22 protein-coding genes are annotated in these 17148 nt (G+C 42.5%); 13 read left to right on the forward strand and 9 right to left on the reverse strand.

The genetic code is table 11. The annotated features are described in order from the left end of the window. Nucleotides 1-256: 256 nt before the first annotated feature. On the forward strand, nt 257-1951 hold the full coding sequence (gene treC, locus BMW59_RS06895; protein WP_281244232.1) for an alpha,alpha-phosphotrehalase: 1695 nt from the start codon (nt 257-259) through the stop codon (nt 1949-1951). Between the two features lie 22 nt (nt 1952-1973). Then, entirely contained in the window at nt 1974-2690 is a 717-nt protein-coding gene (gene treR, locus BMW59_RS06900; protein WP_093049271.1) for a trehalose operon repressor, read from the forward strand. 57 nt (nt 2691-2747) lie between these two features. Here the strand turns inward: treR and BMW59_RS06905 are convergent, their stop codons facing one another. The 5 genes from BMW59_RS06905 to BMW59_RS06915 form a co-directional block, all read right to left on the reverse strand. Further along, nucleotides 2748-3629 (reverse strand): hypothetical protein, encoded by an 882-nt coding sequence (locus tag BMW59_RS06905; RefSeq protein WP_093049275.1) that lies wholly within the window; start codon nt 3627-3629, stop codon nt 2748-2750. Between the two features lie 87 nt (nt 3630-3716). Beyond that, on the reverse strand, nt 3717-3923 hold the full coding sequence (locus tag BMW59_RS06910) for a PLDc N-terminal domain-containing protein (RefSeq protein WP_093049278.1): 207 nt from the start codon (nt 3921-3923) through the stop codon (nt 3717-3719). A gap of 149 nt (nt 3924-4072) precedes the next feature. Beyond that, complete coding sequence (locus tag BMW59_RS21340) at nt 4073-4228, reverse strand: YfhD family protein (protein WP_143051205.1); 156 nt, start codon at nt 4226-4228, stop codon at nt 4073-4075. Between the two features lie 44 nt (nt 4229-4272). Further along, nucleotides 4273-4401, reverse strand: coding sequence for a hypothetical protein (locus BMW59_RS22215; protein WP_281244233.1), 129 nt, complete (start codon nt 4399-4401; stop codon nt 4273-4275). A gap of 67 nt (nt 4402-4468) precedes the next feature. Further along, nucleotides 4469-5374 (reverse strand): TIGR01777 family oxidoreductase, encoded by a 906-nt coding sequence (locus BMW59_RS06915; protein WP_093049281.1) that lies wholly within the window; start codon nt 5372-5374, stop codon nt 4469-4471. An 85-nt stretch (nt 5375-5459) separates the two neighbouring features. Between BMW59_RS06915 and recX the strand changes: the two genes are divergently transcribed. The 3 genes from recX (at nt 5460) to BMW59_RS06930 (ending at nt 8587) form a co-directional block, all read left to right on the forward strand. Then, the gene (recX, locus tag BMW59_RS06920; protein ID WP_093049284.1) at nt 5460-6272 is read left to right on the forward strand and encodes a recombination regulator RecX; all 813 of its coding nucleotides are present in this window, start codon (nt 5460-5462) and stop codon (nt 6270-6272) included. A 153-nt stretch (nt 6273-6425) separates the two neighbouring features. Next, nucleotides 6426-8093 (forward strand): L-lactate permease, encoded by a 1668-nt coding sequence (locus BMW59_RS06925; protein ID WP_093049287.1) that lies wholly within the window; start codon nt 6426-6428, stop codon nt 8091-8093. A gap of 176 nt (nt 8094-8269) precedes the next feature. Next, nucleotides 8270-8587, forward strand: a complete 318-nt coding sequence (locus BMW59_RS06930) for a YfhH family protein (RefSeq protein ID WP_093049290.1) — start codon at nt 8270-8272, stop codon at nt 8585-8587. Nucleotides 8588-8656: 69 nt separating this feature from the next. Here BMW59_RS06930 and BMW59_RS06935 read toward each other — a convergent pair whose 3' ends face one another. Together BMW59_RS06935 and sspK are read right to left on the reverse strand one after the other, a co-directional pair. Further along, nucleotides 8657-8818 (reverse strand): YpzG family protein, encoded by a 162-nt coding sequence (locus BMW59_RS06935; protein WP_093049293.1) that lies wholly within the window; start codon nt 8816-8818, stop codon nt 8657-8659. Between the two features lie 26 nt (nt 8819-8844). Next, nucleotides 8845-9006 carry a small acid-soluble spore protein K gene (gene sspK / locus BMW59_RS06940; protein ID WP_093049297.1) on the reverse strand — a complete coding sequence of 54 codons (162 nt, stop codon included), beginning with the start codon at nt 9004-9006 and terminating at the stop codon, nt 8845-8847. Nucleotides 9007-9098: 92 nt separating this feature from the next. On the opposite strand from sspK, the gene BMW59_RS06945 reads away from it, so the two are divergent. Beyond that, a complete protein-coding gene (locus tag BMW59_RS06945; RefSeq protein WP_093049300.1) occupies nt 9099-9365 on the forward strand; it encodes a YfhJ family protein in 267 nt (88 codons plus the stop codon). 59 nt (nt 9366-9424) lie between these two features. Here the strand turns inward: BMW59_RS06945 and BMW59_RS06950 are convergent, their stop codons facing one another. Then, nucleotides 9425-10411 carry a metal-dependent hydrolase gene (locus BMW59_RS06950; protein ID WP_093049303.1) on the reverse strand — a complete coding sequence of 329 codons (987 nt, stop codon included), beginning with the start codon at nt 10409-10411 and terminating at the stop codon, nt 9425-9427. Between the two features lie 126 nt (nt 10412-10537). Between BMW59_RS06950 and mutY the strand changes: the two genes are divergently transcribed. The 5 genes from mutY to BMW59_RS06975 all read left to right on the forward strand — a co-directional run bounded on the left by mutY (nt 10538) and on the right by BMW59_RS06975 (nt 15527). Then, nucleotides 10538-11629, forward strand: a complete 1092-nt coding sequence (mutY, locus tag BMW59_RS06955) for an A/G-specific adenine glycosylase (RefSeq protein ID WP_093049306.1) — start codon at nt 10538-10540, stop codon at nt 11627-11629. Then, a complete protein-coding gene (locus tag BMW59_RS06960; protein ID WP_093049309.1) occupies nt 11626-12384 on the forward strand; it encodes an SDR family NAD(P)-dependent oxidoreductase in 759 nt (252 codons plus the stop codon). The genes mutY and BMW59_RS06960 overlap by 4 nt, the downstream gene beginning before the upstream one ends. 420 nt (nt 12385-12804) lie before the next feature. Continuing rightward, entirely contained in the window at nt 12805-14418 is a 1614-nt protein-coding gene (locus tag BMW59_RS06965; protein WP_093049312.1) for a gamma-glutamyltransferase family protein, read from the forward strand. Nucleotides 14419-14433: 15 nt separating this feature from the next. Next, nucleotides 14434-15000, forward strand: a complete 567-nt coding sequence (locus tag BMW59_RS06970) for a chromate transporter (RefSeq protein WP_093049315.1) — start codon at nt 14434-14436, stop codon at nt 14998-15000. Beyond that, entirely contained in the window at nt 14997-15527 is a 531-nt protein-coding gene (locus BMW59_RS06975; protein ID WP_093049317.1) for a chromate transporter, read from the forward strand. Before BMW59_RS06970 ends, BMW59_RS06975 begins: the two co-directional genes overlap by 4 nt. A 4-nt stretch (nt 15528-15531) precedes the next feature. Here BMW59_RS06975 and BMW59_RS06980 read toward each other — a convergent pair whose 3' ends face one another. Next, the gene (locus BMW59_RS06980) at nt 15532-15756 is read right to left on the reverse strand and encodes a cytosolic protein (protein ID WP_093049320.1); all 225 of its coding nucleotides are present in this window, start codon (nt 15754-15756) and stop codon (nt 15532-15534) included. Nucleotides 15757-15867: 111 nt separating this feature from the next. Here BMW59_RS06980 and fabL point away from each other — a divergent pair, with 111 nt between their 5' ends. Together fabL and BMW59_RS06990 are read left to right on the forward strand one after the other, a co-directional pair. Continuing rightward, a complete protein-coding gene (gene fabL, locus BMW59_RS06985) occupies nt 15868-16629 on the forward strand; it encodes an enoyl-[acyl-carrier-protein] reductase FabL (RefSeq protein ID WP_093049323.1) in 762 nt (253 codons plus the stop codon). A gap of 70 nt (nt 16630-16699) precedes the next feature. Continuing rightward, nucleotides 16700-17041 carry a gamma-type small acid-soluble spore protein gene (locus BMW59_RS06990; protein WP_093049326.1) on the forward strand — a complete coding sequence of 114 codons (342 nt, stop codon included), beginning with the start codon at nt 16700-16702 and terminating at the stop codon, nt 17039-17041. Nucleotides 17042-17148: the final 107 nt, after the last annotated feature.

Genomic DNA, 17148 nt, shown 5'->3' on the forward strand with positions numbered 1-17148 from the left:
CTTTTAATTTCGCTGGCATTAACTGTATGCCTGTGGTGTAGGTCTTCGCCGAAAGTGAACCGGCATATTAAGTAAAGTTTTATAATAACATTTCTGTGCTGTTCCGGTTAAAAGTTGTTATTCCCGGGAATCAGACAAATACCTTTTTATTTTTGGAGCCGATATGTAAAAAAGCTGCACTCACTTTACTATCTTGTATATACAAGTTATAATAAGCCTATAAATTTCTGAAAACGTTTAACCGGAGGGATTCTTAATGAGTGAACAAATGAATGAATGGTGGAGAAAGTCTGCCGTCTACCAGATTTATCCTAAAAGTTTTAATGATACGACTGGCAATGGTGTAGGAGATCTTCAAGGAATTATTAATAAACTGGACTATTTAAAAGGCTTAGGCGTAGATGTTCTATGGCTGACGCCTGTTTATCAATCGCCTCAGCGGGATAACGGCTACGACATCAGCGATTACTACAGTATCCACGAAGAATACGGTACGATGGAAGATTTTGACCAGCTTCTTGAAGAGGCCCACGAACGAGGCCTTAAAATTATTATGGATATTGTGGTGAACCATACGTCCACAGAGCATGCCTGGTTTAAAGAATCGGCTCAATCTAAAGAAAATTCATACCGGGATTATTATATTTGGAAAGATCCGGTAAACGGAGAGGAACCGACGAACTGGCAGTCCAAATTTGGCGGAAACGCCTGGAAATATGATGAGAAAACAGGCCAGTATTATCTGCATTTATTTGATGTCACACAGGCAGACCTCAATTGGGAAAATGAAAACGTGCGAAGAGATGTGTACGATATGATGCACTACTGGTTTAAAAAAGGAGTGGATGGTTTCCGGCTGGATGTCATCAACCTTATTTCAAAAGACCAGCGATTCCCAAATGATGACGGAAGTGTCGCGCCTGGAGATGGAAGAAAGTTCTATACAGACGGTCCCCGGGTTCATGAGTTTATGCAGGAAATGAATAAAGAAGTTTTTTCACATTATGATGTGATGACGGTAGGGGAAATGAGTTCAACGACAATTGACCATTGTATTAAATATACGCGTCCGGACAGAAATGAGTTAAGCATGACGTTCAATTTCCACCATTTAAAAGTGGATTATCCGAACGGAGAAAAATGGGCTGTGGCTGATTTCGACTTTCAGGCGCTCAAAGATATTCTTTCGAAATGGCAGACTGAAATGCATAGAGGAGGCGGCTGGAATGCTTTGTTCTGGTGTAATCATGACCAGCCCCGAGTCGTGTCGCGCTATGGAAATGACGGACGCTATCATAGGGAATCAGCGAAGATGCTGGCTACCACCATTCATATGATGCAGGGGACGCCTTATATTTACCAGGGTGAAGAGTTCGGGATGACCAATCCTAAATTTCCATCCATCGATGATTACCGTGACGTTGAAACGCTAAACCTTTACGAGTCTAAAAAGAGGGAAGGCATTCCCGACCAGGAGATTCTTCAAGTCATACAGGAGAAATCCAGGGATAATTCCAGGACACCAGTTCAATGGAGTGATGAGAAGAACGGCGGTTTTACTAACGGTCAGCCGTGGATTCCAGTTGCCTCCAATTACCCTGAAATAAACGCTGAAAATGCCTTGAAAGATGATGATTCAATCTTTTTTCATTATAAAAAGCTGATTCAGCTTAGAAAAGATCTGGACATCATCACTTATGGTGATTATCAGCTGATTCTTGAAGATGATGACCGACTGTTTGCGTATGTCCGTCATTACGGGGATGAAAAGCTTGTCGTTATTAACCACTTTTATGACGGAGAAGCGGAATTCAATGCTCCTGAACATCTGGACCTGGGCGATTATAAGGCTGAACTTGTTCTTTCCAATTATGAAGACAGCAGCCAGTTAAGCAATACACTGACACTGCGGCCTTATGAGTCCCTTGTTTATCATTTGAAGAAAGCATGATAAACTAAAATTGGTGATGCCCATGCAAAATAAATATTTACAAATATACCGGGAAATTGCAGATAATATCAGGGAGGGAGTTTATCCTGCCCAATCAAAATTGCCTTCCGAACATGATTTGATGAAAGACTATGATACGTCGCGCGAAACAATCCGCAAAGCGTTAAACCTTCTTTCCCAAAACGGGTTTATCCAAAAAGTTCAGGGGAAGGGATCGATTGTCCTTGATGCAAAAAAATTCGATTTTCCAATTTCAGGCCTTGTCAGTTTTAAAGAGCTTGCAGGGAGAATTGGCGAGAGGCACAGGACACATGTTGAGGAGCTTGAACTGATTACCCCCGACGAAACGATCAGCCGGACCCTTGGTATAAGTAAGGGCGGGAAGGTATGGAAAACTTACCGGGTAAGGGAAATAGACGGAGAGAGAATCATTCTCGACAAAGATTACTTTAACCAGACGTATGTAGAGAAGCTGACAAAAGAGATTTGTGAGAATTCGATTTATGAATATATTGAAAACGAGCTCGGAATGACTATCAGTTTTGCTAAAAAAGAAATTGTGGTAGTCGAACCGACTGAAGAAGACAGACGGCTCCTTCACTTGGAAGGGTTCACCAATATTGTAGTAGTGAAAAACTTTGTGTACTTTGATGATGCCAGTCTTTTTCAATATACTGAGTCCCGCCACCGGCCGGATAAGTTTAAATTCGTTGACTTTGCCAGGCGGACCCATGGATAAATGTAAAAGCCGCTTCAGAGCAGTCATATGACTCTGTAAGCGGCTTTCGTTGTCTCTTTATTTGGCAGGTACAACTTTGTTTTTTAAAATTTGCACAATGTCTTTTCTTAAAGACGGGTTGTTAATTGTTTTATTAAGCCAGTCTTTAGTAGAACTGTCTGTTTCTGCCTTTACACGTTTCAGCAGCCTGATAAGAGTGTGGCGGAAGACAGAAGAATAATACACATGATCTATTTTCTGGGCTTGTTCCAGCAGCTTTTCAATCTGATCAGGATCTTCAATGTCTGCATATGCAGCCGCTTTATAAAGAAACTGTTCAACTATGCGGGCACGGTCGTAGCTTAAGTAATAGTCTGCGACGTCCTCAGTTAACTGGGGATAATCCTGAATATTTTTAGCAAGCAGCGGAATAAATGAATCCATCCGGTGTTTAAGAAGGAACTTAAAAGCTTTTAATGCATTTGCCTGTTCTATGGCTTCCTTAAGAGTAGTAAGAATGAGTGAATCATCTGATTTGCCGTCCGCATTTTGAAGGGCGATAAGACGGGAAGGCCATAAGTGCTTAATGTCTTCAAGATGTTCATCAACCAGATGTTTTAAAATGTTTTCATTTTTCATCTTCGCTTCGTCTTCAGGTTTCAGTGCATCCTTTAAATCGTCCTGTGTGACTTTATGCTGTTTTTTCCGTTCAGAAATTTTCTTGTACTCTTCCATAGCTTTAGCAGATTCAGCGGTGGTTTTGTTCGAGAGATAAAACGAATCAAGGAAGGTACCGTTGTGGTCCAGAACAGCAAAGATGACCGGCGCTTCACGGTCAAATAACAATGCGTGAATTTTCCGTTTTCCCCGGCTCTCCTCGTACTTTAAAACATAGTAGCGTTTTTCACCACCATCTAAATACACTTTCTTTCCTAAAAAACTTTGGGGTAATACTGGCATATTACTTCACCGTTCCTTTCTAAAAAAATCTAATTTGTCCATGTTCCGAAAAGAGGGATGAAGTCTTTTCCAGACTTAAAAAAAAATCTAAGTGTCATGACGAATAATGAGGTAAATAATAAGTCCAATGACGGGAAAGAATAATGTTCCTATTAACACGACAATACTGAATTCTTTGCTGTTTCCTTTTCTCAAAGAATCCCGGTAAGCCCAAATACTAGTAAAAATATTTAAGAGGAAGACTCCTAAACCAAATAAGAGAATAAGCATTAAAAAACCGCCGATTTCGACCATCCGCCAAACTCCTTTAAATTAATCTCTCTCTTAATCATAACGGTCTTTCCTTTGTTTGTGTAGGTTAAAAGGAAATTTTTAAAATGGTATTTTAAGGCTTGTAACATAAAAACCCTCATCAGGTAAAATGTGGATGAGGGTTCAGCCAGTTAAATATTTTCTTTATCTACGCGCTGCGCTGCTGCTTCTGCCCTTGCGACAGCTTCACGGTCTTCAATATCAGCCATTTCTTTATTGTATTCAACGTCTTTATTTTCCTGCTTGATAGTCACTTGATTGTTTTTCTCATGACGGTTTCTCATCATAACCAATCCTTTCCTTAGAAGTGTGGGAGATTTCCTGCTGTATTTTAAAGGTTGGTTTTTGCCTTTCTAAACTCCTTGTCTGCTGCTTTAAAAGGAGATTGACATGACATTTGAAGAGCTTTCGGCATACTGCGCTGGCTTTCTTCTTTATCTCTGTTGTTTTTATAACCCATACAGCCTTCCTCCTTTTATATCGTTTAAAATATTTTTCCCGGAGAGGAGAAGGCTATGCGTATAAGTTTATTTTTTCAAAAGGTCATTCAGCGCCTCTTTGAGGTGAGGATATGTGAAAGTATAGCCGTTCTCCTGAAGCTTCTTAGGGAGAACTCTTTGGCCTTCCAAAACAAGCATGCTCATCTCTCCAAGTACAATGTGCAGCACCGTACTTGGAACAGGTGCCCAGAACGGCCTGTTTAAAACATCTGCTAATGATTTTCCGAAGTTTTTCATTTTTTCGGGGTTAGGAGCTGTAAAGTTAACAGGTCCTTTAATCTCTTTATTAGTTATACAATAAGCTAAAGCTTTAGCCACATCTTCTATATGAATCCATGACATCCACTGTTCTCCGGTACCGAGCTTTCCGCCTGCTCCCATTTTAAAAGGGGGAAGCATTTTTTTCAGTGCGCCTTCTTCCGCCGAAAGGACAATACCGAAACGCGTGAAGACGACTCTGACATCGGAAGGGGCTTTTAAGGCTTCTTCTTCCCATTGCTTTACCACGTCTGCCAGGAATCCGTCACCTGCCTCCCGGTCCTGCTCAGTGTAGGTTTTTGAATAAGAGGAGTCATAAAAGCCTACAGCAGAGCCGTTAATTAATACAGACGGTTTTTGCTCCAGATTTTCCATAATTCGAACGGTCTCTCTTGTAGCGTCGATACGGCTTTCCAGAATTTCTTTTTTCTTATCAGACGTCCACCTTCCGCTGTTGAGGTTTTCGCCTGCAAGGTTTATCATAGCGTCAACGCCTTCTAATTCTTTTTCCGGAAAGGCGTCTTCCTTAAGCCATTCAACGTAGGAAATGCCGTTACTTTCTTTTTTGTTTGATTTATTCCTTGTTAATATCACGACCTGGTGGCCTTCAGAAAGAAGCTCTTTTGTAACTGCCTGGCCAATTAATCCGGAGCCGCCGGCTATAGATACTTTCATTTATACCGCCTCCTGTTTTAAATGTACTATATATTATTTCCTTGTATCGATTAAAATCAAACTTTTTTGGAAAGAGGAGAAGGATATGCCCATTATAAGTAAAATAACTGCTGCTAAAAAGAAAAAAGGCAGGTTTCACATTTATTTAAAAAGAGAAGAGGGAGAGGAATACGCTTTTTCTGTATCAGAAGATTTGCTCGTGAATGAACATTTATTAAAAGGAAAAGAATTGTCAGAGGAAGATATTGAACGGCTTAAGGAAAAAGATGATGTAGACAAAGCGATGCAGAAAGCGTTAAATTATCTCTCTTACAGAATGCGTTCAGAAGGTGAAATCACTCGTTATTTAAGGGATCAGGAACTGACTGAGGAAGATATAGCCAACATTATCGACAGGCTTCGTGAACTTCAGTTTATTGATGATATTCGTTTTGCTGAGGCTTTTGTCAGGACGAAGAGGGATACAGCCAAAAAAGGTCCCTTACTTATTGAGCAGGAACTTTACCAGAAAGGTGTGTCCCAGCATCATATTGATAGAGCAATGAAGGAATACCCTGAAGAAACCCAGCTTGATCATGCCATTAAAATGGTTGAAAAAAAACAAAGTTCTTATAAAAAAGAAGGAGCGAAAAAGAAACAGCAAAAACTGATGCAATTTGTCATACAGCGCGGCTATCCACAATCTGTGGCAAGTAAAGCAGTAGCAGAAGCTGAGCTTGAAACAGACCCGGAGGCAGAATGGGAAGGGCTTGTAAAACATGCTGAGAAAGCCTGGAGAAAACATGTGAAAAAAGACGCCTGGGAAAGAGACCAGAAAGTTAAGCAGTATTTGTTTACACGAGGGTTTACTGCAGAGCTGATTGACCGCTGGTTTGAATTAAAGAAAGAAGAAGGATAATAATAGGAGCAAACAAGGAAAATGGTTTTGAAAGGGCTTTAAAAACGGATACAAAATTGTTATATTTATTCCTTTATAACAGTGGTCACAGTGATAAGATAACGGTGTAAGATATGTTAAATTCAGTGTGTTGTTAGGAGAAGGATAATTATTATGAGTACATTCGTTGCATTAACACCAATTATCGCAGTTATGCTTTTTCTCGTGGTATTAAAAATGACAGCTGTAAAAGCTATGACGATCAGCCTGCTGGCGACGGCTCTATTAGCTGTTGTTTACTGGCAGGTACCGCTTATCATTATTGCGGCATCAACGATTGAAGGTATTATTATAGGTCTTTCTATTTTGTATATCGTTTTTGGCGCCATTCTTTTACTTAATACTCTAAAGCTTTCCGGCGCGATTGATACGATTCGGACAAGCTTTATGGGAGTCTCTGCAGACCGCAGGGTACAGGTGATCATTATCGCATGGCTTTTTGGAGCGTTTATTGAAGGGGCGGCAGGCTTTGGTACTCCGGCTGCTATTGCGGCTCCACTTCTGGTCGCTCTGGGGTTCCCTGCACTTGCAGCCGTATCCCTTGCACTTATCGCAGACAGTTCTCCCGTATCCTTCGGGGCTGTTGGGACACCTACTATAGTAGGTGTCGATCAGGGGCTGCGTGAAGGGACAGCTGTAAGTTCTATTGCCCAGCCTTATGTGGATGCGAGCGGCGGTATGAGAGATTTTCTTCAGGACATTGCCTCTCAGATAATGCAAATTGATATATTTGTCGGTTCACTAATGCCGCTCATTATTGTTGCTATATTGACTCGCTTCTTTGGTGCTAACCGTTCCTGGAAGGAAGGTCTCGCCATCTGGAAATTCGCTTTATTTGCAGGGTTCAGTTTTACCGTGCCGGCTCTAATTGTAGCGACTTACCTTGGACCTGAGTTTCCGTCAATCTTCGGTGGTTTAATTGGACTTGCTATCGTCGTTCCTGCTGCCAAGAGAGGTTTTCTTATTCCGAAAGAAACATGGCAGTTCCCGGAAGAAAAAGACTGGCTTGATTCCTGGATTGGCAGTATCACTGCCAAAGCTGATGAGGCACAGAGCAAAGCCAAACTTTCTCTTGTACGAGCGTGGGTACCGTATCTGCTAGTAGGTTTAATTCTTGTGCTGACGCGGCTGGAAGCTCTGCCTTTCAGAGAAATTCTTCAGAATATATCAGTTGGGTGGACAGACATACTCGGAACAGGCATCAGCGAAGAATTAGAACCTTTCTATATTCCAGGCTTTGTGTTCATCCTTGTCGTGATTATCACCGCTTTTGTTCATAAAATGAATGTGAAACAGATGAAGCTGTCTTTTGGAAGGTCGGGTAAAGCTGTAGTTGGTACCGCCATTACGTTATTCACTGCTGTTCCAATGGTAAGAATTTTTATTAATTCAGGTGAAAATGGCAGCGGACTCGAAAGCATGCCGGTAGAACTCGCCAATACAGCGTCTCAGTTAATGGGTAGCGGCTGGCCGATAATGGCTCCGATAATTGGAGCGTTAGGATCATTTATTTCCGGCAGTGCTACCTTCAGTAATATGATGTTCAGTTTATTCCAGACGAGTGTCGCAGATCAGATCGGAGCAGATCCAACTTTAATTCTATCTCTGCAGGTTATGGGGTCAAATGCTGGTAACATGATTTGTGTCCTGAATGTTGTAGCAGCCGCCGCTGTCGTAGGGCTCGTTGGAAAGGAAGGAACGATCATCAGAATGACTATTCTTCCAATGCTTTATTATTCGCTGTTCGCAGGGCTTATCGGCCTGCTGCTAAGTATCATATAACGATTACAAACACGGGGTCATACTTCTAATAAATGGGAGTATGACTCTTTTTCCATTAAATGGGGGGTCTGACCCCTCATTTACTGGAAATTGTATCTCGGCCTCTTTTCTTTGAAATTGCTGGTAAAGACTTTATAATGTAACTAACAATGATGTGATATGAAGGAGTATGATTTATGGGGGAGAGATACAGCCAAATGTCACCTGCTGAGCTTCAGCAGGAAGTGGCCGAGTTGAAAGTTAAAGCCCAGAAGGCAGAACAGATGGGTATGATAAATGAATTTGCGGTTCATGAACGAAAAATGCTTATGGCTCAGGCTTATTTAATGGATCCGGCTGACTTCAGGCCAGGAGAAAGATATGAATTAAAAGAAAGTGTTAATGAATTTTTTGATATCGATTATTTAAACGGTATTTTCGCCTGGGGGCACAGAAACGGAAGCAGTAAGCAGGAGGCTGTGCCTATATCAGTTTTAGGAACTCGCATAAAATAATGTGAGCCATCTTTTAAAACAGATAATAAAGGAGATGAGCATTAACTGCTCATCTCCTAAGCAAAGAAGTTACGTTCTTTTGCGCATTTCAACTTCCAGTATTTGATTGTGCAGACTCTGTTCGGTCTCACCGTTTACCTGGTGAAAAGCCTTTTTAGGGTTTGCACGGGGTGACTGAAATGGATCACGATAAAAAGGTTTCTTATCTTTGTTGCCCTGATTATTGGCCATTTAATAAAGCCTCCTTAAATGGTTATCTAATGAAGGGTGTCATCCCGGTGTTCTCCGCCTGCTCTCATCCGTTCCTGAGGATGGTCTTTAATAGAACCGTCAGGACGTTTTGAGGCAAAGCGGGCCATTTCCCTTTTATCTTTGCTTAAAGAAATACGGTGCGGTAAACTCCGGTTATTGTTGCGCAAAATCATAACCTCCTTATGATGGGGATATTAATACTGTTTCCTGTTTGACAGTGGTTTCATGCTTAGAAAATTATTGAAAGGAGGCCATCGCCATGCAGGATTACTACGAAAGGTTAACTGCACGTCTTCTTGAACAGAACGACCAATTGTCTTATTCAGAAGCCAGAACATGGGTGGAATTATTATGGGAAGATTTCGAAGCGACTTATGCGAAGGCAGGACAGAAATACAAAGGAAAAGAAGTGACGGAAAAAGTAATCATTCAATGGATTGATAACTATGGGTCACGTCTTCATGAAATATTACTTGAAAAGCCTAAATACCGCGAATGGTTTGATAAAAAGAAATTTTACCATTAATAAAAAAGGTGCCAGTAAAATCATAATTTTACTGGCACCTTTTTAGCTTTGTCTATTTTTTAGCTTTCGGTTGCAGCCACTTGCAGCTTTCTTTTGAGCGTATCTGTATTATATATCCACCCGGTATATGAGCTCAGCAGATTTAAGTCCTCATCAAGACGCACAATAGCTACGAAAGGATAATACCCTTTACTACGGTAGCGCAAATCTACAAATTTGACAGAATAACCATGCTCCTCAATTGATACGGCCCAGCGGTAAGCCGGGGAGAAAGAAAGGAAAGACGAAAGGTTTTTATCCTTTCTTGCCGCATTGATTACAGGATCATCAGGAATCGGCTCGAACGGATATGTTTCAAAATAGTTAATTTTACCTTTTCTGCTTTGAGCGACATACATTTTTGAATTGGTCCTCACAACCACGTGCCATAGATTCCATTTGAACGTAGGCGATGTAAAAATATGAGTCGCATCCGGATGATATCCTCTTACCTTTAAATACACCTGCCGCTGCGCGTGTATTCTCCATACATAATAGCCGGCAATAATCAGGTACATTACAAGAAATGTCCAGCCAGGATCTGTACCGAACCTCCACAGGGTAATAGCAGCGATATGTGCGATAAATATAAACGGGTCGAAAATATTTATCACACCTAAAGCCAGCCATTTCGGATAAAACGGTGAAAATGCTTTTGTGCCGTAAGCATTGAATATATCAACAAAAACATGTATGAAAACAGCGAAAAAGACCCATGCCCATAAATGCATTAAATTCAGGCCCGGCATCAGCCAATATAAAAACAGGGTGATGAGGGTGGGCCATATAAACCAAAATGGAATAGAGTGAGTCACTCCGCGGTGATGACGTATATATGAAGCGTTATTACGCAATTTCAGGACTGTATCAAAATCAGGAGCCTGGGAGCCGATCAGAATTCCAACCATGGCCGCCTGCGTCATTTGAGGGCTTCCTGAGACAACCGGATCCAAGGTGGCTAATCCGCCTATAGCAATCCCCATGACTACATGGGTTCCTGTGTCCATGAGTTGTTCCTCCCTGTATATAAGATGTAAAGTTCAATGCTTTATAGTATCATTTGTAAGAGATCATATCAAAACTTATATATTTATTGATACCCCATTTTTATATGTTTAAAAGGAGAATGTTTTGTGAGAAAGATTAAACCTGAGGATTTTCAGCGGGATTTACTGCAATGGTATGACGAAAATAAGCGGGACTTGCCCTGGAGGCGGGAACGCGATCCATATAAGATCTGGGTGTCTGAAATCATGCTTCAGCAGACACAGGTCGATACGGTGATCCCGTATTATCAACGATTTATGAGTTTATTTCCCACCGTAAAAGATCTGGCCGAAGCAGACGAAGAAACAGTTTTAAAGGCATGGGAAGGTTTAGGGTATTACTCACGTGCCAGAAACCTTCATTCAGCAGTGAAAGAAGTGAACAACACTTACGGAGGAGAAGTCCCTTCTTCGGAAAAAGACGTGAAAAGCCTTAAAGGTGTAGGGCCGTATACGGCCGGTGCAATTCTTTCCATTGCTTTTAATATTCCTGCCCCTGCTGTGGATGGAAATGTGATGCGTGTCACCTCCCGTCTTTTGGCAATCTATGATGATATTGCTAAAGCCTCGTCTAGGAAAATATTTGAAGAAACAGCGATGGAACTGATTGATAAAGATCGTCCTTCAGATTTCAACCAGGCCTTAATGGAACTTGGGGCTCTCATCTGCACCCCTAAGAATCCGGCTTGCCTTATCTGCCCTGTCAATGAACACTGCTCCGCGCGTAAAGAGGGGGTACAGGACCTCCTGCCTGTTAAGTCAAAAAAGAAGCCGCCTAAAAAGATGAAGATGAAAGTGCTATTAGTGAAGGATGAAAATGACAGAGTACTAATTGAGCGGCGTCCTGATACAGGCCTGCTGGCTAAACTTTGGCAGTTCCCTAACATTGAAGCAGAAACAGACGACCTGTCTGATTTAAAACGTCTTGGTGAATCATTAGGCCTTACCCTGGAATTTGAAAAGGAGAATGTTCAGGAAGTTAAACATGTTTTCTCTCACGTGGTGTGGGAAATGGAAGTGTATAAAGGTTTTGTAAAGTCAGTACATAACGCTGAATTGTACGAAGAATCAGCGTTAAAACAATTTGTGGCCACGGAAGACATTAATTATTATCCTTTTCCTGTCTCACACCAGAAAATAATAGATGGCGCCCTGGCGAAAGGAGAGATGTACAAATGAATTTAAATCTGGAAGGAAAAAAAGTCCTCGTCACAGGAGGTTCGAAAGGAATTGGGAAAGGCATTGCCGAAGCATTCACAGCTGAAAATGCAAAAGTAGGAGTGGTGGCACGCGGTGAGAAAGACCTTGAAAAAACGAGACAGGAACTTTCTGAAGTGGAAATATTTCAGGGGGATTTATCAAACGTAGAGGAGCGGAGCAGGGTTTTTCAGGAGTTTATAGATACATTCGGCACTATTGATATATTAATCAATAATGTCGGAGGGAGCAGTGGAGGCAGCAACCTCGAAACATCGCTGGAGCAGTTTGATGAAGCTATGCAGCTTAATTATTTCTCAGCTGTTCACTTCAGTCAGCTGGCCGCTCCATATATGAAAAAAGCCAATGATGGCGCTATTGTAAATATTTCTTCGATCTTTGGAAGGGAATCAGGAGGCAAGCCTTCCTATAACAGTTCTAAAGCTGCCATGATCAGTTTTACAAAATCCCTCGCAGACGAACTAGCCTTGGAAGGGGTCAGAGTCAACGGAGTGGCCCCGGGAGCTATTTTACACCCAACCGGCAATTGGCAAAGAAGACTCGACGAAGACCCAGAAAAAATTGAGAAATTTGTAGAGGATCAGATTCCTGCCGGAAGGTTCGGTACAGTGGAAGAAGTGGCAGATGTGGTCGTATTCCTCGCTTCTGAACGGGCGAAATGGGTGATTGGTGCCACGCTTAATGTAGATGGCGGCCAGTCCAAGTCCAATTTTTAGAAGAGCACAGAGAACAAAACTAAATACAGTTTGAATTTTGCTTCTTTGGCTGAAGCACATAAGGTAGCGACGCCCGAGGGATTAAGCTCAGTCTGAAGATCCAATTAAACTAAGCTTCAGGCTGAGTTGAATTCAGCTGAAGGCAAGCCCCTGGGGCAAGCGTCACCTGACGGACTGAAATCACTGCTTTATTTTTAGTCCAAGGTAATCATCTTTAATTATAAAAGTTACTAGAATCCGAAGAATTATCTAAGATATTTCTTCGGATTTCTTAATGGCTACTATTCTTTTTCCCCTGCCTCTTTAGTAGCCTGTTCAACAAATAAAAAACCCTCTTATTTTTTCAAAAAAATTAAATAAATTATCATTTCGTCACCCGAAATATGTTAAGATGATGAAAAAATAAAGGAGACTGTTGATATGACACAATCAGATGCTTTAAATTATCCTTATTCATCACAGCGCATGGTTACATATGGGCGAAAAGGGATGGTGGCTACCTCCCAGCCTCTCGCAGCCCAGGCGGGACTAGACATAATGAAAAAAGGCGGAAATGCCATTGATGCGGCCATTGCAACAGCCGCGTGTCTCACGGTAGTAGAACCTACTTCAAACGGAATCGGAGGAGACGCCTTTGCGCTCGTTTGGACGAAAAATAAACTGCACGGACTTAATGCAAGCGGGCCGGCCCCTCAAAATATTTCTATAGAAAAACTTAAAGAGCAGGGCATAGAAGACCTTCCGAAATTCGGGTGGACACCTGTCACAGTGCCCGGGGCCCCTGCAGCCTGGGCTGAACTCTCGCAAAAGTTCGGTAAGCTGCCTTTAAGTGAAACACTGGCACCGGCCGTTAATTATGCAAAAGAAGGGTTTCCTTTAAGTCCGGTACTGTCTTACTATTGGGAGAAAGCAGCAAAAAATTTCGGGGAAATTTTGGAGCATGACATGTTCCAAAGCTGGTTTGATACCTTTGCACCTGGCGGAAGGGCTCCTAAAGCGGGAGAAATATGGAAGTCTCCCGGCCATGCTGAGACTCTTCAGGCAATTGGCGAGACAAATGCCAAAGCTTTTTATAAAGGCGACCTGGCAGGTGCGATAGACACCTTCTCCCAAAAATACGGAGGGTACCTGCGTAAAGAAGACTTGGAGAAATATGAACCTGAATGGGTGACCCCTGTCAGCGTGAATTACCGCGGGTATGATGTGTGGGAAATCCCTCCAAACGGGCAGGGACTTGTAGCTTTAATGGCTTTAAATACTCTTAAAAATGATACGTTTAGCGTGAGAGAAAATGAGGAAACGTACCATAAACAAATTGAAGCGATCAAACTAGCATTTGCAGATGGAGAAAAGTATATTACTGACTCTGAGTATATGAGCCGTAAAACAGAAGATTTACTTAGTGACGCGTACGGAGAAAAACGCCGGGAGCTGATTGGGGAGGAAGCGATTCAGCCCGAGGCAGGTGATCCTTCTTCGAGCGGAACAGTTTACTTGTCAACGGCAGACGGCGAAGGGAATATGGTCTCATTCATCCAGAGTAATTATATGGGATTCGGATCCGGTCTGGTTGTTCCCGAAACAGGAATTTCCCTGCAGAACCGGGGGCACAATTTCAGTCTTGACCCTTCTCACGACAACGCATTAGAAGCCGGGAAACGTCCGTTCCACACCATTATCCCCGGATTTTTAACAAAAGGAAATCACGCCGTGGGACCTTTCGGAGTAATGGGAGGATTTATGCAGCCGCAAGGGCATTTGCAAATGGTTATGAATACGGTGGACTTTGGCTTAAACCCTCAGGCGGCTTTAGACGCTCCCCGCTGGCAATGGATGAAGGATAAACAGGTTCTGCTTGAACCAAGTGTTCCTGCCCATATTGTTCATGCCCTTGAAGCAAGAGGACATGACGTGAAGCTTACTCATATCTCAGGCAGCTTTGGCCGCGGGCAGATTATTTGGCGCGACCCTGTGACAGGCGTTCTGTGCGGCGGCACAGAAGCTCGTACAGACGGGGCTATTGCAGTTTATTAGGAAGGTGTTTTCAAAATGAAACAAGCTGAAATTTTTATGGCTTTTCTCCGTGTCGGCCTGTTAGGGTACGGGGGAGGGCCATCTTCCATTCCTCTAGTTCAAAGAGAGGCTGTTGAAAAATATGGATGGTTAAACGACGATGAATTTGCTGATATTCTAGCCATCGGAAATACACTCCCGGGCCCTATTGCCACGAAAATGGCAGGTTACATAGGTTACCGTGTATCTGGGATCACCGGGATGCTGAACGCCATTGTGGCTTCGGTTCTTCCTACTGTCATACTCATGATTTTTTTACTTGTTTCGTTATCATCATTCAGAGAGCTGACATGGGTTCAGGGAATGACACACGGCGTACTCCCTGTAGTTGCCGTTATGCTGGGCGCTTTAACATGGGGATTTGTCCAGAAATCAACGTCCGATCTGGGAGGGCTTCCAGCTATTCTTCTTATTATCGCTTCTGTCATTCTTATCCAATGGGCAGGACTCCATCCCGCTATTTTAATTGGTATTTTAATAATATTTGTTCTAGTCAAACCTGTGAAATCGGAAGATAACGAAAAGGCAGGTGATAATGGATGATCTATTGGGAAATATTTCTGGCTTTTTTCATCCCGGGCATTATCGGTTACGGAGGAGGCCCCGCAACCATTCCTTTAATTGAGTATGAAGTCGTACACAGGTACGGGTGGATGAGTGTAGAAGAGTTTGGAGAAGTTTTAGCCCTTGGGAACGCGCTCCCGGGCCCAATAGCAACAAAAATGGCGGGATATATCGGATTTGAGCAGGCAGGCATTCTCGGTGCTTCAGTCGGTTTGTTTGCTACTATAGCGCCCTCGTTAATTTTAATGATTATTCTCCTTGGCATTCTCTTGAAGTTTAAAGACTCTCCGAAAGTTAAGCTTCTCTCAGCTGTGGTAAGGCCCACGATTGCTGTACTGCTCGGTGTAATGACTTTTCGTTTCCTTCAAACATCTTATGTGGATAACGGCTGGATACAGACTGTCTTTTTAACCGTGGCCAGCTACATTTTACTTGAAAAAAGAAAGGTTCATCCTGCTTTTGTCATATTAGGGGCATTAATATATGGCGCACTCTTTCTCGGCTAAGCACTCAATCAAAATGGAGGCGTGTGCCGCTTGTCCAGTCAGCTTCCATTTTCGGAAGTCCGCCGCGATCCATAATTTCAGTGACAATTTCCCTGTGAATCGTCACACCCTCCACACTTAAATAAGGAGATATTTGTTGAAAAAGCTGGTGGAAATAAGCCAGCTCTTTTTCTGTCCAGTCAGTTTTAGGCACCATTAAGAGCTCTGTCATATCTCTTCCTACATACATTTTTTTTCACCTCCTGTTTTGTTTATTACGTTTTTAGTTTAACTACTGTAAAATGAACTTATTCAATACGCAGAAATGAAACCAGCAATTTAAAAAGGAGAGCATGAATAAATGACTAAAGACAAAGAAAAAGTAGCCCTCATTACCGGGAGCAGCCGGGGAATAGGAAGAGAAATCGCATTAAAACTTGCGGAGAAAGGGTACCATATAGTCGTAAACTATGCGAGAAGCAGAACGAAAGCAGAAGAAACGGCAGAAGAAATCCGCAGTCTCGGCCAAAAGGCTCTGACTGTAAAAGCTAACATTGCAAAAAAAGACAAAGTAGAGGATATGTTCCAGCAGATTGACGAAGAATTCGGAAGGCTCGATATACTCGTCAATAATGCGGCTTCAGGGGTGCTTCGCCCGCTAATGGAAGTGGAAGAGAGCCATTGGGACTGGACGATGAACATCAATAATAAAGCCATGCTCTTTTGTTCGCAGAAGGCAGCAGAACGAATGATAAATCAAGGATCAGGCGGAGCGATCGTGAGCATGAGTTCATTAGGAGCGGAGAGATACTTGCCAAATTATACAACAGTTGGAGTATCGAAGGCGGCAGTAGAAGCACTGACCCGCTATCTCGCTGTGGAGCTTGCCCCTCACAATATACGTGTCAATGCTGTATCAGGCGGAGCTGTAGATACCGACGCCCTGACGCATTTTCCAAACCGCGAAGAATTACTGGAAGATGCCAGCCGGCGGACCCCTGCGGGAAAAATGGTCGAACCGAAAGACTTAGCAAATGCGGCTGTGTTTTTACTATCAGAAGAAGCCAGTATGATCCGTGGCCAGACCTTAATTGTAGATGGAGGAATTTCACTTTTAACGTAATTATTACAGTATAGAGCTCAGGATATTCTTTTTTCGGCTGGTTATATTAACTCATGTGGAGGTGATAAACATGAGAAACAACCAGCAGCAAAACCAATCCAGAACAAACGTCTCCCGAGTAAGACAGCAAAATCAGCAGTCTGCTCAGGGAAGAAGCAGTGAGTTCGCAAGTGAAACTGATGCTCAGCAGGTAAGACAGCAAAACCAGCAGTCTCAGCAGGGTATTCAACAACAGCAACAGCAAAATCAGCAAAACGCTTCCAGAACAAATGCTCAACAAGTAAGACAACAAAATCAGCAGTCTGCCCAGGGACAGAGCTATGAGTTTGCAAGTGAAACTGATGCTCAGCAGGTAAGGCAGCAAAACCAGCAGTCTCAGCAGCGTGCTCAACAGCAGCAGCGTCAACGCTAATTTTTTAAAAACGCTTTATAGTATTTAAAAAAAGGTGATTCAGGTGGACCTGCCGTTCTGCCGAATCACCTTTTATATTAAAGTCACCTTAATTTTCCAAATATATC

This window comes from Salipaludibacillus aurantiacus, from assembly GCF_900111295.1.
GTDB lineage: Bacteria > Bacillota > Bacilli > Bacillales > Salisediminibacteriaceae > Salipaludibacillus > Salipaludibacillus aurantiacus.

Coding starts and splice junctions, on each gene's coding strand:
- BMW59_RS06965 (WP_093049312.1), top strand. CDS start 12,805: ATGACACAATCAGATGCTTTAAATTATCCTTATTCATCACAGCGCATG.
- BMW59_RS06975 (WP_093049317.1), top strand. CDS start 14,997: ATGATCTATTGGGAAATATTTCTGGCTTTTTTCATCCCGGGCATTATC.
- BMW59_RS06935 (WP_093049293.1), bottom strand. CDS start 8,818: ATGGCCAATAATCAGGGCAACAAAGATAAGAAACCTTTTTATCGTGAT.
- treR (WP_093049271.1), top strand. CDS start 1,974: ATGCAAAATAAATATTTACAAATATACCGGGAAATTGCAGATAATATC.
- BMW59_RS22215 (WP_281244233.1), bottom strand. CDS start 4,401: ATGGGTTATAAAAACAACAGAGATAAAGAAGAAAGCCAGCGCAGTATG.
- BMW59_RS06960 (WP_093049309.1), top strand. CDS start 11,626: ATGAATTTAAATCTGGAAGGAAAAAAAGTCCTCGTCACAGGAGGTTCG.
- recX (WP_093049284.1), top strand. CDS start 5,460: ATGCCCATTATAAGTAAAATAACTGCTGCTAAAAAGAAAAAAGGCAGG.
- BMW59_RS06915 (WP_093049281.1), bottom strand. CDS start 5,374: ATGAAAGTATCTATAGCCGGCGGCTCCGGATTAATTGGCCAGGCAGTT.
- fabL (WP_093049323.1), top strand. CDS start 15,868: ATGACTAAAGACAAAGAAAAAGTAGCCCTCATTACCGGGAGCAGCCGG.
- BMW59_RS06905 (WP_093049275.1), bottom strand. CDS start 3,629: ATGCCAGTATTACCCCAAAGTTTTTTAGGAAAGAAAGTGTATTTAGAT.
- BMW59_RS06945 (WP_093049300.1), top strand. CDS start 9,099: ATGCAGGATTACTACGAAAGGTTAACTGCACGTCTTCTTGAACAGAAC.
- BMW59_RS06925 (WP_093049287.1), top strand. CDS start 6,426: ATGAGTACATTCGTTGCATTAACACCAATTATCGCAGTTATGCTTTTT.
- BMW59_RS21340 (WP_143051205.1), bottom strand. CDS start 4,228: ATGATGAGAAACCGTCATGAGAAAAACAATCAAGTGACTATCAAGCAG.
- treC (WP_281244232.1), top strand. CDS start 257: ATGAGTGAACAAATGAATGAATGGTGGAGAAAGTCTGCCGTCTACCAG.
- BMW59_RS06910 (WP_093049278.1), bottom strand. CDS start 3,923: ATGGTCGAAATCGGCGGTTTTTTAATGCTTATTCTCTTATTTGGTTTA.
- BMW59_RS06930 (WP_093049290.1), top strand. CDS start 8,270: ATGGGGGAGAGATACAGCCAAATGTCACCTGCTGAGCTTCAGCAGGAA.
- BMW59_RS06990 (WP_093049326.1), top strand. CDS start 16,700: ATGAGAAACAACCAGCAGCAAAACCAATCCAGAACAAACGTCTCCCGA.
- BMW59_RS06950 (WP_093049303.1), bottom strand. CDS start 10,411: ATGGACACAGGAACCCATGTAGTCATGGGGATTGCTATAGGCGGATTA.
- BMW59_RS06970 (WP_093049315.1), top strand. CDS start 14,434: ATGAAACAAGCTGAAATTTTTATGGCTTTTCTCCGTGTCGGCCTGTTA.
- BMW59_RS06980 (WP_093049320.1), bottom strand. CDS start 15,756: ATGTATGTAGGAAGAGATATGACAGAGCTCTTAATGGTGCCTAAAACT.